General features: G+C 70.3%; 10 protein-coding genes. 7 read left to right on the forward strand and 3 right to left on the reverse strand.

The genetic code is table 11. From position 1 onward, the window contains the following. Positions 1-738, reverse strand: a 738-nt coding sequence (locus RMN98_RS06305) for a phosphatase PAP2 family protein (protein WP_309647953.1), incomplete at its 3' end; no start/stop codon positions are given. Positions 739-857: 119 nt separating this feature from the next. On the opposite strand from RMN98_RS06305, the gene glf reads away from it, so the two are divergent. The 6 genes from glf (at position 858) to RMN98_RS06335 (ending at position 10,667) form a co-directional block, all read left to right on the forward strand. Continuing rightward, positions 858-2,066: a UDP-galactopyranose mutase gene (glf, locus tag RMN98_RS06310; RefSeq protein ID WP_309647954.1), complete on the forward strand. Its 1,209-nt coding sequence runs from the start codon at positions 858-860 to the stop codon at positions 2,064-2,066. Next, positions 2,063-4,066 (forward strand): glycosyltransferase, encoded by a 2,004-nt coding sequence (locus tag RMN98_RS06315; protein ID WP_309647955.1) that lies wholly within the window; start codon positions 2,063-2,065, stop codon positions 4,064-4,066. Before glf ends, RMN98_RS06315 begins: the two co-directional genes overlap by 4 nt. After that, positions 4,059-4,946 (forward strand): ABC transporter permease, encoded by an 888-nt coding sequence (locus RMN98_RS06320; protein WP_309647956.1) that lies wholly within the window; start codon positions 4,059-4,061, stop codon positions 4,944-4,946. The genes RMN98_RS06315 and RMN98_RS06320 overlap by 8 nt, the downstream gene beginning before the upstream one ends. After that, positions 4,946-5,749 carry an ABC transporter ATP-binding protein gene (locus RMN98_RS06325; protein WP_309647957.1) on the forward strand — a complete coding sequence of 268 codons (804 nt, stop codon included), beginning with the start codon at positions 4,946-4,948 and terminating at the stop codon, positions 5,747-5,749. Before RMN98_RS06320 ends, RMN98_RS06325 begins: the two co-directional genes overlap by 1 nt. 85 nt (positions 5,750-5,834) lie before the next feature. Further along, positions 5,835-7,589, forward strand: coding sequence for an N-acetylmuramoyl-L-alanine amidase (locus tag RMN98_RS06330; RefSeq protein WP_309647958.1), 1,755 nt, complete (start codon positions 5,835-5,837; stop codon positions 7,587-7,589). 216 nt (positions 7,590-7,805) lie between these two features. Further along, entirely contained in the window at positions 7,806-10,667 is a 2,862-nt protein-coding gene (locus RMN98_RS06335; protein ID WP_309647959.1) for an FG-GAP-like repeat-containing protein, read from the forward strand. Between the two features lie 43 nt (positions 10,668-10,710). On the opposite strand, the gene RMN98_RS06340 is transcribed toward RMN98_RS06335, so the two are convergent. Then, positions 10,711-11,436, reverse strand: coding sequence for a TIGR03089 family protein (locus RMN98_RS06340; RefSeq protein ID WP_309647960.1), 726 nt, complete (start codon positions 11,434-11,436; stop codon positions 10,711-10,713). 50 nt (positions 11,437-11,486) lie between these two features. Here RMN98_RS06340 and RMN98_RS06345 point away from each other — a divergent pair, with 50 nt between their 5' ends. Next, positions 11,487-12,566: a mannose-1-phosphate guanylyltransferase gene (locus RMN98_RS06345; RefSeq protein ID WP_309647961.1), complete on the forward strand. Its 1,080-nt coding sequence runs from the start codon at positions 11,487-11,489 to the stop codon at positions 12,564-12,566. Positions 12,567-12,576: 10 nt separating this feature from the next. On the opposite strand, the gene RMN98_RS06350 is transcribed toward RMN98_RS06345, so the two are convergent. Next, a partial coding sequence (locus RMN98_RS06350) for a phosphotransferase (RefSeq protein WP_309647962.1) occupies positions 12,577-13,410 on the reverse strand: 834 nt, incomplete at its 5' end.

The raw sequence follows: 13,410 nt of genomic DNA on the forward strand, positions 1-13,410 counted from the left end.
GACCGTCACCCGGTCGGCCCACATGCTGTTGGCCAGGTCGGTGACGTAGGTGTGCTTGAGGTCGTCGAAGAGCTGTGGCGTCGAGTAGATCGGCCCGATCGAGGGGAACATCAGGTAGATCGCGGCACCGAGCGCCCAGTCGAACGCGATGGCGGTGACGTACCAGGAGCCGGCGTGGGTGTTGCGGGTGAAGACCAGCGCGATCGCGATCGTGGCCGGGACGAGCACGATCCAGATGATGTAGACCAGCGAGAGGAACGTCGCGGCCCATTGCGTGCCGAGCAGGTCGTGCAGGACCGTGGAGGGGTTGTTGCCCAGCCAGAGGATCCGGTCGAGCTTGGCCATGCCCTCGTCGTAGACGTGCTCGTTGACGAAGGGCACGAAGCTCTTGATGTTGCGGAAGGTCGCGTAGGTGAGGTACCACGCGAGCACGCCCCCCACCGCGAAGCGCCAGTGCGAGGCCGGCCACCGCTCCCGGGTGACCTCGAGCCACGTCGCGCCGACGGTGCGGGGAGCGCGTCGAGCCCGCCACAGCACCCGCGGGACGATGTCGGCGAGGATGGCCACCACGATGATGAGCGGCATCCGGATGTAGCTCGGGATGATGCCGTCAGGGTCGCGCACGGGCAGGTCGTAGACGACCGCGATGAACGCCGTGGCCGCGGCCATGGCGAGGCCGGCGACCCAGGCGTAGCCGAAGTCGTCCCTGAGGGATGATGTCCACCGTCTGACCTGCACGGGGGACAGCCTAGGACTCCTCCTTGCCGAGCGCATGATCCCGCACGGTGTGTGATCCCCGACATGCGTGCCGCGCGGGGAGTGGGTGCACCCCTGCCGCATCCGTAGACTGACCGATCGTGTCCACCCCTGCGTCCTCCTCCGCACTGCCCGACCTCGTCGTCGTCGGCTCCGGCTTCTTCGGTCTGACCATCGCCGAGCGCTGCGCCGACGAGCTGGGGCTCAAGGTCCTGGTCCTCGAGCGGCGCCACCACCTGGGCGGCAACGCCTACTCCGAGATCGACCCGGAGACGGGCATCGAGGTGCACGTCTACGGCACGCACCTCTTCCACACCTCCAACAAGCGGGTCTGGGAGTACGTCAACCGGTTCACCACGTTCACCGGCTACCAGCACCGGGTGTTCGGCAAGTACCAGGGCCAGGTCTACTCGCTGCCGATGAACCTCGCGCTGATCAACCAGTTCTTCGGCAAGAGCCACACCCCTGACGAGGCCCGTGCGCTCATCGCCGAGCAGTCGAGTGAGATCGCCACCGAGGACGCCACCAACCTGGAGGAGAAGGCGGTCAGCCTGATCGGCCGTCCGCTCTACGAGGCGTTCATCAAGGGCTACACCGCCAAGCAGTGGCAGACCGACCCCACGGAGCTGAGCGCCGACATCATCACGCGCCTCCCGGTGCGCTACAACTTCGACAACCGCTACTTCAACGACGACTTCGAGGGCCTGCCGACCGACGGCTACACCGCCTGGCTGACGCGCATGGCCGAGCACCCCAACATCGAGATCCGTCTCGACACCGACTTCCTCGACGCGACCAACGGTGTCGCCGAGCAGTTCAAGGGCAAGGTCCCGATCGTCTACACCGGCCCCGTCGACGAGTACTTCGACAACTGCGAGGGTCGCCTGTCGTGGCGCACGGTCGACCTCGAGGCCGAGACGCTCGACATCGACGACTTCCAGGGCACCGGCGTCGTCAACGCCAACGACCAGGACGTCCCGTGGACCCGGATCCTGGAGTTCAAGCACCTGCACCCCGAGCGCACCTACCTGCCGGGCAAGACGATCGTCGTGCACGAGTACTCCCGCTTCGCCGAAGCTGACGACGAGCCCTACTACCCGGTCAACACCGCCGAGGACCGCGCGAAGCTCCTGAAGTACCGCGACCTGGCCAAGAAGGAGCCGATGGTCCTCTTCGGAGGTCGCCTCGGCACCTACAAGTACCTCGACATGCACATGGCCATCGGTTCGGCGCTGTCCATGTTCGACAACAAGCTGAAGCCGCACTTCGCTGACGGCGCGGCACTGACCAGCGGAGGCGTTGACGCATGACCCAGAGACTGCTCCAACGACAGATCTTCCCGCTCGACCGGGACTTCGACGTCCTGGCGCTCTACGTCGACCCCGAGGAGGCCCGCCTCGACGCCGACAAGTACGAGATCGGCGGCAACCGGGCGGCCAAGGACCTCAACAACGCCGCCATCCGGCAGTCGACCTCGACGGGGCGCAGCATCCACCCCGACCAGATCGAGTCGCGCACCGCGTTCCGGGTGAAGTCGGGGGAGCGGCTCTCCTTCGGCACCTACTTCAACGCCTTCCCTGCCAGCTACTGGCGCCGGTGGACCATCGTCACCGAGGTGACCCTCACGGTGAAGGTGACCGGCGCCGGCGCCAGCATCGTCGTCTACAAGTCGATGGCCAACGGTCGCTCCCAGCGCGTCGACTCCGCGACCGTCGGCTCCGAGGGGGCCGGCACGTTCGCCTTCGACCTCTCGCTGAAGCCGTTCGTCGACGGTGGTTGGTACTGGTACAACGTCGTCGCCGGCGACGAGGACGTCGTCGTCGAGTCGGCCGAGTGGACCGCCGACGTGCCCGAGGACCGGGCCCAGCACGGCACGGTCGACATCGCGATCACCACGATGAACCGCCCCGACTTCTGCGCCAAGCTGCTCCAGCAGATCGGCGAGGACGAGCAGCTCCGGCCCTACCTCGACACCGTCCTGGTGATGGAGCAGGGCACCGACAAGGTGGTCGACTCCCCGGAGTTCGCCAAGGCCGAGGGGTCCCTGGGCAGCACCTTGCGGATGATCGAGCAGGGCAACCTCGGCGGCTCCGGCGGCTACGCCCGTGGCCAGCTGGAGTCCCTGCGCAAGGGCACGGCGACCTACGCGATGATGATGGACGACGACGTCGTCTGCGAGCCCGAGGGCATCATCCGGGCCGTCACGTTCGGTGACCTGGCCCGCCGCCCCACGCTCGTGGGCGGTCACATGTTCAGCCTCTACAGCCGCTCGCGGCTGCACTCCTTCGGCGAGATCATCCAGCCGTGGCGCTTCTGGTGGCAGTCGCCGCTCGACACGTTCTCCGACTGGGACCTCTCCGCGCGCAACCTGCGCTCCAGCCGGTGGATGCACAAGCGCGTCGACGTCGACTTCAACGGCTGGTTCATGTGCCTGATCCCGCGCGCGGTGATCGAGGAGATCGGACTCTCGCTGCCGCTCTTCATCAAGTGGGACGACTCCGAGTACGGCCTGCGCGCCAAGGCCGCCGGCTTCCCGACGGTCACCTTCCCCGGCGCGGCCGTGTGGCACGTCCCGTGGACCGACAAGAACGACGCGCTGGACTGGCAGGCCTACTTCCATCACCGCAACCGGTTCGTGGCCGCCCTGCTGCACTCGCCCTACCCCAAGGGTGGGCGGATGATCCGCGAGAGCCTCAACCACCAGATCGCGCACCTGGTCTCCATGCAGTACTCCACCGCCGAGCTGCGACTCCAGGCCATGGAGGACGTGCTCGCCGGCCCGCACGGGCTGCACAAGATGCTGCCGGGTCGGCTCGCGGAGGTGAACGCCTTTCGCAAGCAGTTCAGCGACGCGCAGCTGCAGGTCGACCACGACGCGTTCCCCGCCATCCGCCGCAAGAAGCCGCCGCGCAAGGGCCGCGCGGGGGTCGAGGTCCCGGGTCGCGTGTCCCAGCTGATCACGGCCGGGCTGGCGCCGCTGCGCCAGCTCAAGCCGCCGCGTGACCTGTCGCGGGTGCACCCCGAGGCGGAGGTGCCGGCCATGGACGCCAAGTGGTACCGCCTGGCCGGGCTGGACTCCGCGATCGTCTCCATGAACGACGGCACGTCGGCGGCGCTCTACCAGCGCGACCACGTCAAGTTCCGCGACCTGATGAAGCGCACGGTCGAGATCCACGAGCGCTACCGCCGCGAGTGGCCCGCGCTGGCCCAGCTCTACCGCGACGAGCTCGGCTCCGTGACGGCCCCTGAGGCCTGGGAGGAGACCTTCAAGCCGTGGACCCAGGCCGGCGACCAGGGTGGCGATGACTGACACCGGGCACGTCCCCGTCTCCGAGCAGCCCCTGGTCGCACCGTCCGCCTCCAACGGCCTGCTCGGTGTCTTCAGCCGCCGCTACCTCCTGCGGCTGCTGGTGCGCCGCGAGATCAGCGCGCGCTACCAGGGCTCGTTCCTGGGGCTGCTCTGGTCCTACATCAACCCGTTGACCCAGTTCTTCATCTACTGGTTCATCATGGGCAAGCTCATCGGCATGGCCGGTCGCGCCCCGAACTACGCGATCCACGTGTTCGCGGGCCTGATCGTCGTGCACTTCTTCGTGGAGACCTTCAACGCCGGCACGCGCTCGATCGTGCGCAACAAGGCGCTGGTGAAGAAGATGGCGCTGCCGCGCGAGATGTTCCCCGTGGCGTCGATGCTGGTCTCGCTCTTCCACGTCGGGCCGCAGCTCGTGATCCTCCTGGTGGCCTGCCTCGTCACGGGGTGGTCGCCCGACCTGGTGGGCATGACCGCAGCCCTGCTGGCGCTGGGGATCGTGATGGTGCTCGGCACCGCCCTCGCGCTGCTCTTCAGCACGGCCAACGTGTTCTTCCGCGACTTCTCCAGTGCGGTGACGATCCTGACCAACTTCGTGCGCTTCGGCGTCCCGATGATCTACCCCTACACGCTGGTCGCCGAGCGCTTCGAGGGTCACACCGAGCTCTACCTCGCCAACCCGATCGCCGACGCCGTGCTGCTGATGCAGCGCGCCTTCTGGACCGGCACGACCGACGACCCGGCGGCCATCGCGCTGGTGCACATGCCCGACCACCTCCTCACCCGTGGCGTGATCGCGCTCGGTGGCTCCCTGGTCGTGCTGGTGGTCGCGCAGCTGGTCTTCACCCGTCTCGAGAACAAGATCCCGGAGCGCCTCTGATGGCGGACTACCCGAAGGACACCTCGATCGTCGTCGACGACGTGACCAAGGCCTTCACCCTGCGCTACCACCGCACGTTCAAGCAGGTCTCGGTCGCGATGGTGAAGGGCCGCGACCTCAGCGACACCTTCAACGCCCTCGACCACGTCAGCTTCACGGTCAAGCAGGGCGAGTCGATCGGGCTGATGGGCCTCAACGGCTCCGGCAAGAGCACCCTGCTCAAGCTCGTCAACGGGATCATGAAGCCCGACTCCGGCACCGTGCTCACCCGGGGACGCATCGCCGGCCTGATCGCCACGGGCGCCGGCTTCCACCCCCAGCTCACCGGCCGCGAGAACGTCTACCTCAACGCTGCCGTCCTGGGCATGAGCGAGCGCGAGACCGCTCGCAAGTTCGACGAGATCATCGACTTCGCCGAGATCGGTCGTCACCTCGACGCCCCTGTCGGCAACTACTCCTCCGGCCAGTTCGCGCGGCTCGGCTTCGCGGTGGCCGTCCACGTCGAGTCCGACATCTTCTTGGCCGACGAGGTGCTCGCCGTCGGCGACCGCCCGTTCAAGAAGAAGTGCATGGAGAAGATGCAGGAGATCCGCGACAGCGGCCGCACGCTCTTCTACGTCAGCCACGCGGCGGCGTCGGTGCGCAAGATGTGCGACCGCGTGATCGTGCTCGAGAACGGCAGGGTCGGCTTCGACGGCGCGGTCAACGCCGGGATCAAGTACCTCAAGTACGAGGACGAGAACCCCGACAACGATCCCGACGACATGGGCGACCTCGACGAGGAGCTCGGCGCCGACATCTGACACGCCTGGCCAGACACGCCTGGCCAGACACGCCTGGAATGGCAGGTTGTGACCTGAGTGGCCTGTGTGACTCACAATGGTGGTCATGCCTCCCGAGTCGACCCCGCGCCGCCCCCTGCTCAAAGCGATGGCCGGTGGTGTCGTCGCGGTCGGTGCCGTGGGTGCTGCCGTCCGGCTCACCAACGGCTCCGACGAGGGCCCCGGTGGTGCCGGGGGACTCCTCGAGCTCTCCGGCCAGGGCGCGGGCGGGGTCGGTGCGCTCGACCTCCGCCTCGGCGACGACCTGCTGCCGCAGGTCGGCGGGGGACGCTTCCGCTCGGCCCAGCTGCCGACCACGACGCACTCCATGGTCGCCTTCACCTGGACCGGGCCCGCCGAGCCCCGGATCCAGATCAAGTCGCGCCGCGGCGGGGCCTGGGGCCCCTGGCAGACCGCCGGGATCCTCCACGACCTGCCGGACCTCGGCTCCGGGGAGGGCACCGACGTCGTCGGGACCGACCTGCTGTGGATCGGGGACTCCGACGGCATCCAGATCCACGTGGCCGGTGGGCGCCCTCGGGACCTCACCCTGGTCCTGCTGCACCCCGCCCGGGAGAGCGGTGACGGGCTGCTCGGCAGCGAGACCAACGGTCGTACGACGAGCCCCCAGGCCCGCGCGACACCCACGGTCCCGCGTCCCACCATCGTGTCGCGCCGCAGCTGGGGTGCCGATGAGTCGATGCGCGACGGGGCCCCGCGCTACAACGAGACGATCAAGCAGGTCCACGTCCACCACACGGTCAGCACCAACACCTACGCCAAGGAGGACGTGGCGGGGCTGATCCGGGGGATGTACCGCTACCACACGCAGAACCTCGGCTGGTCCGACCTCGGCTACAACTTCCTCGTCGACCGCTTCGGGCGGACCTGGGAGGGACGCGCCGGCGGCGCGGCGAAGGCCGTGCGCGGTGCGCACACCCTCGGCTTCAACGACACCTCCACCGGGGTCTCGGTCATCGGCAACTTCGAGCTCGTCGAGCCGGGCAGGCCGATCGTCGACGCGATCGCGGCGATCGCGGCGTGGAAGCTGGACCTCTACGGCCGCAAGGCCGACGGCTTCGTGCGGGTCACCTCCGAGGGGAGTGACAAGTACAGCGCCTCGCGCGTGGTCAAGCTGCCCGCGATCGACGGTCACCGCGACACCAACGACACCGCCTGCCCGGGGCAGAACCTCTACGACGTGCTGCCGACGATCCGCCGACGCACCCAGGCCGTGATCGACCGCTACCGCAACGCCGCGGAGCCGATCGCCGTCACCCGCCCGGCAAGCCTGTCGGGCACCCCCGCCCTCGGGGAGCGGCTCGTGCTCTCGCCCGGTGCCTACACGCCGGCCGACGCCACCCGCACCTTCGGCTGGGCCCGCAACGACGTCGTGATCCAGGGCGCGACCGGGGCCTCCTACACCTGTGTCGCCGCCGACGTCGGCGCCGTCATCTCCGGCGGCCTCGAGCTCAGCTCGCCGGGCCGCGAGCCCGTCACCCAGGTCCTGCGCGCGTCCGGCCCCGTCACCGGCCCGTCGGACGTCACCGTCCGCACCCGCGGTGGCCGCAAGGGCTACGCCACGATCTACGTGCAGGTGAGCCCGCCGTCCGGCTCGACCGCCAAGGCCACCGGCAAGGTCCGGGTCCAGGTCAACAACCGCACCAAGACGGTGTCGCTGGTCGACGGCGCCGCCGTCGCCCGCTTCGGACGCGGGCGCGGCTTCAAGCCGGGCCGCTACAACGTGACCGTGATCTATCCCGGTAACGGCATCGTGCGCGGCTCGCGGGTCGAGACCACGATCACCATCCCCCCGCGCTGACCCTCGGCTGGTCCTGTCGGCCTGCACCCCGAGCGATCCTCGGGGATGTCGACGCGTCCGCACGTGACGCGAGAAACTTGACAAATCTCGGATGTGTCGGCGTGTCGACTGGAAATTACACGATTGTAGTTACTCAGATTCCCTTCCCCGGGCCCTGTAACGCGTGTGAAAGTTGCGCCTTGTGTGACTCTTCCCCGCGCACAGGAGTAGCCCGAGATGCCCACGATCAAGGCACGTTTCGTCACCGCCTGTCAGCAGCTGCTGGCGCTCGGGCTGGTGCTGGCTGCCCTGACCCCTGCGGCCAACCTGGTCTCCCTCGACGTCGTCCAGCGTGAGCAGGGCGCCGACCAGCCCGTGAGCGTGTTGGCGGCCTACGCCCGCAGCACGACGAGAACGTCGGTCGTGCCGGTCGGTGTCGTCGACCCCCTCGTGCGGGAGGTCGCCCTGACCGCGCCCTCCACGCAGAGCGGACGCCGCGCCGCCGGCTCCCTCCAGGCGCGGGTGGTGGCGGGGCGCGACGGCGGCAGCGAGCTCGTGAGCACCCCGCAGCCCGTGACCGGCTACGGCGCTGTCGGCGTCACCTGGGAGCACGGCGTCGACGTCCCCGAGAGCGACATCGCCGTGCAGGTCCGCACGGAGACCGCCGGTGCGTGGACCGCCTGGATGCCCGTCCAGTACGACGCCGACCACGGACCCGACCCGCAGAGCGACGAGGCACGTCACGCCCGCCCGGGCACCGACGCGCTCCTCGTCGGCGACGTCGACGGCGTGCAGGTGCGCGTGAGCACGCCGGACGGTCCGGCGCCGGCCGATCTGCGACTGGCGGTCATCGACCCGGGCCAGGCCGAGGACACCGCCGTGGAGCGGCCCGCGATCGACACCCGCGAGCTCGACTCAGCGGCGAGCGAGACGGCCACCCCGGCGGCGTACGACACCATGACGGTCGTGGGCGAGGGCGCCCAGGACACGATCGACCTGCGCGCGGCGGCGTTCACGCCCAAGCCGGTCATCTACTCGCGCGCCCAGTGGGGCGCCGACGAGCGGATGCGCGACGAGGGACCGCCCAGCTACTTCGAGGTGCACGCCGGCTTCGTGCACCACACGGTCAACGCCAACGACTACTCGCAGGCCGAGGTGCCGGGTCTGCTGCGCAGCATCTACGCCTACCACACCAAGTCCCGCGGCTGGAGCGACATCGGTTACAACTACCTCGTCGACCGGTTCGGTCGCATCTGGGAGGGGCGCGCCGGTGGTGTCGACCGCCCGGTGGTGGGTGCCCACACGCTCGGCTACAACGACTACTCCTTCGCCATGTCGGCGATCGGCAACTTCGACACCGCCCAGGCGCCGGCCGTCATGGTCCAGGCCTACGGCGCGCTCTTCGCGTGGAAGCTCTCGCTGCACGGGGTGGACGCCTCCTCGCCCCGCCAGGTGGTGGGCCGTTCGAGCTTCCAGGCCATCAGCGGTCACCGCGACGCCGACTCGACCGCCTGCCCGGGGCGCCACCTCTATGCCAAGATCGGTCGGATCCGGGAGCTGGCCGCCGCAGCCCAGCGTGGGTGGTCCGGTCGCGAGCTGGAGTCGGACCTCGCATCCACGCCCCACCCCGACCTGATCGTGCGCAGCGCGAGCGACAAGATGGGCTACGTCCTGCCGACCGGCGGCCTCACGTCCTTCGAGGCGGCCAGGAACGTCGCGACCGGGGTGGGGGACGTCGACACCGTCGTCGCGTCACCCGACCTGACCGGCGACGGCTCGGGCGACCTGCTCGTCCGCAGCACCGACGGCGAGGCCGGCGTCATGCCCGGCACCGGCTCGGGCGGCTTCGGCGCCGTCGTCCAGCAGAGCACGGCCTTCGCCGGGCACGACCTCGTCACCGCCGTCGGCGACCTCGACCTGGACGGTGACAACGACCTGGTCGCCCGCGACACCGCCACGGGCCGGCTCGACGCCTACCTCGGCACCGGCACGGGCGGCTTCGTGCGGCAGCCGCTGCGCACGGGCTGGGCCGACTACGACCTTCTCGTCGGCGCTTCCGACGTCGACGGCGACGGGGAGGTCGACCTGATCGCCCGCGAGGCCGGCACCGGCAGGACCTGGCTGCACCGCGGCAGCAACGGGATCGGGTTCAGCGCTCGCACGGCCCTGGCGCCGACCTGGAAGCAGTTCGACACCGTCACCGGCCTCGGCGACTTCACCTCCGACCGCGTGCCCGACCTCTTCGTACGACGAGCCGACAACCAGCTCGGCTACGTGCTGCCCGGTCGTGGCGGCGGCGTCTACGGCCACCCGCTCGGGCCGATCGTGCGCACCAAGGGCGTCAGTGACATCACCGGCGCCTCGCTGAGCGGCACCCCCGCCGCTGACCTGGTGGCCCGCCGCGGCACCTCGCTGGTGCTGCTGCAGAACACCGGCGCCTTCGACCTCGGTCAGCCGATCCCCACCGGGGTGGACCTCGCCAGCGCCGACCTCGTGCTCAACGCCGGTGACTGGGACCGCGACGGCAAGGGCGACATGATCACCCGCAACAAGGCCAACGGCGGCCTCTTCCTGCGCCTGGGCGACGGTGAGGGCGGTTTCGGCAAGGTCCGCGCCCTCGCGTCCGGCTTCGGGTCGGTCGGACTCCTCGCGGCCGTCGGCGACATGACCGGTGACGGCTGGCCTGACCTGATGGGTCAGCCCGCCGGCGGCGACATGCGGATCTACCCCGGCAGCGGCACCGCCGGCCTCGGGGCCAGCTACGTCGCCTACCGCCGCATCGACGCCAGCCAGCAGATCCCGGTCGGCCGCCACGACACCGACGGCGCTCCCGACCTGCTGTTCCGCACCGGCACCGGCCTGCGCCTCTACCCCGGCAACGGACCCGGCGGCCTGACGACCGGCCCGCAGCTGGGGCTCGACCTGGCGCCGTACGACTGGGTGGTCGGCATCAGCGACATCGGCCTCGTCGGCCACGGCGACCTGCTGGTCCGCGACAAGCGCTTCGGCTTCCTCTACGTCGTGCCGATGACCCCCAGCGGCTTCGGCCCCCGCCGCTTCCTGGCTGAGGGCATGAAGGACTACGACCTGGCCGGCTGACCCAGACCCGGCGGCGCGGACCCCGGGCACCCAGGACTCCTGGTCACCACGCAGGGAAGCGAGCGGTCGCGCGCTCGGCGGCGTATGTCGCCTCGAGCCGCTCCCGTTCGGCGTGCACGACCAGGACCACCGAGCCGCTCCTCGCGAGCGGCTCGGCGAAGGTGGCGATCCCCGGTGGGGAAGCCGGGTTCGCCACCGAGAGGCGGCGGCCGCCGACCGTGACGAGAGTCCCGTCGGCGGCCGCTTCCCACAGCTCGGCCTGGGTGAGGGTGACGCCCCCGAGACGCGTCGCGTCGTCGGCGGGTTGCGAGGGGTCCCACGGGATGAACGAGTCGGGCTGCGACCAGACCTCGATGCCGACATCGTGGACCCCTGCCGGCACGTCCTCGGCGAAGCGCACCCCCATCGGGCGCAGCGAGCACGCGAGGACCACGAGGTCGTCGGCCCGCCCGGCCCAGTGCGCCAGGCTTTCGGGGCCGCACACGACCGCGTCAGGGTCCTCGTCGTCGACCACGACCAGGCCCGCGGTCCACGCCGCACCGAGGAAGACCGGCCCGAGCCAGTGCGCCGGCAGGTCGACGCGCAGGGTGTCGCCGCGCTCGAGGTCGAGCTCCTCGACCAGCAGCGAGGCGGCCTTGGCGACCCAGTTGGCGTAGGTCGTCACCGACAGCTCGGTGCGCTCGCCGGTCGCGTCGTCGTAGAACGTCACGAGCGGGCGGCCGGGCTCAGTGCGGAGCTGGGCGGCGAGGACTGCTGCGAAGGTCGTCACAGGGCGAGTGTTCCGCAGGCCCGCACGCCTCACCTCACTAGGCTCCGACCATGACGCACATCGAGCACTTCTGGGCCGTGATCCCGGCCGGTGGCGCGGGCACCCGCCTGTGGCCTCTGTCGCGGTCCACCTCGCCGAAGTTCCTGCGCGACCTCACCGGCGGTGGGCGCTCCATGCTCCAGGAGACCTACGACCGGCTCGCGCCCCTGGCCGAGGACCGGTTCCTCGTGGTGACGGGGCGCGCGCACCGCGACGCGGTCGCCGAGCAGCTCGACACCCTCGGTGAGGACGCGATCCTGGCCGAGCCGTCGGCCCGCGACTCCATGGCCGCCATCGGCCTGGCCGCGGCCCTCCTCGAGGTCGCCGACCCCGACGCGGTGATGGGCTCCTTCGCGGCCGACCACGTCATCGCCGACGTCGACGCCTTCGGCGACTGCGTGCGTACGGCGGTCGAGGTCGCCCGCGACGGGTGGCTGGTGACGCTCGGCATCGAGCCCACCTTCCCGTCCTCCGCCTTCGGCTACATCCACCTCGGCGACCCCCTCCCGGACCACCCGGGCGCCAGCTCGGTGCGCGAGTTCGTGGAGAAGCCGTCGGTGAGCGTGGCCGAGGACTACCTCGCCACCGGGCGGTTCCGCTGGAACGCCGGGATGTTCGTGGTCCGCCCGACCGTGCTGCTCGACCTCCTCGCCCTGTCCGACCCGGCCTTCGCGGCCGCACTGCGCGAGATCGCGGCCGACCGGTCGCTGCTCGAGGAGCGCTGGCAGACCCTCCCGAAGATCGCCCTCGACCACGCGGTCGCGGAGCCGGCCGCGGCCGCCGGCAGGGTCGTCACGGTGCCGGCGTCGTTCGGCTGGGACGACATCGGCGACTTCGACTCGCTGACCACGCTGCTCGAGGACGACAGCCGCTCCGGCGCGACCGTGCTCGGCGACCCGACCCTGGTGCGGATGCTCGACGCCAGCGGCCTCGTCGTCCCCCAGGGCGGCAAGGTGATCGCGGTCGTGGGTCTCGATGACGTGGTCGTCGTGGACACCCCCGACGCGCTGCTGATCACCACGCGGGCCCGGGCCCAGGACGTCAAGCAGGTCGTGGGGGAGCTGAAGCAGAGTCGCCCGGAGCTGACCTGAGGCGGGTGGCTCAGCGCCCCAGCGCCTCGCGTACGTCCGGCCGCGCCATCATGCGCACGCACCAGGCGAAGTGCCCGTCGGAGACGTCGGCCCCGAAGCAGCACGCGGTCGTCAGGGCGTAGGCGGCGCGGTAGATCGAGCAGCGGCGGTGGTCGCCCGAGAAGGCGGACCCGAAGGCTCGGTCCAGCTCTCGCTCGACCTCCCGGGAGCGAGGGCCGTACATGTCGAAGATGCTCGCGGTGATCGCGACGTCGAACTGAGGATCTCCCGCGGTCGTCATGAAGCCGAAGTCGAGGACGGCGGACGCACGTGCTCCTCGGGTCATCACGTTCGCAGCGATCAGGTCGCCGTGGACCAGGGTGGGAGTGGCGAGGTCCATCCCGTGCAGGGCCTCGACCGTGCGGGCCACCAGGTCGTCGACATCGGGGACGGCCGCACGAAGGGGGCCGGCGAACCGCTCTGCCCGGCGCACGACGAGAGCAGCGAGCTCGGTCTCGAACGGCGCGTCCGGTTCGAAGGACGGCTCGCCCGGAAGCAGGGGGAGGGTGCGGAAGGCCGAGCCTCCGGGGATTGCTGCCAGCGCCGCCAAGGCCTCGATCATGGAGTCGATGTGCCGGCTGGTCAGCCGGGGCGAGGTGCCGTCGGCTCGCCACACCGCCTCGCCCGACAGTCGCTGCTCGATCGTGACGGGGATCCCGTCGACCTCGCGGAGGTCGAGCATGTGCGGCATCTCGACGACCGAGGTGGCCGGGCGGCGCCGGCGTACGGCGTCGTAGAACTCACGGAGCACGACGAGGTCGGCCATGCCGCGACCCGACCACACCTTGGCCACGGTGCCGTCGCC

Origin of the sequence: Nocardioides sp., from assembly GCF_031397825.1 — a bacterium.
Lineage (GTDB): Bacteria > Actinomycetota > Actinomycetes > Propionibacteriales > Nocardioidaceae > Nocardioides.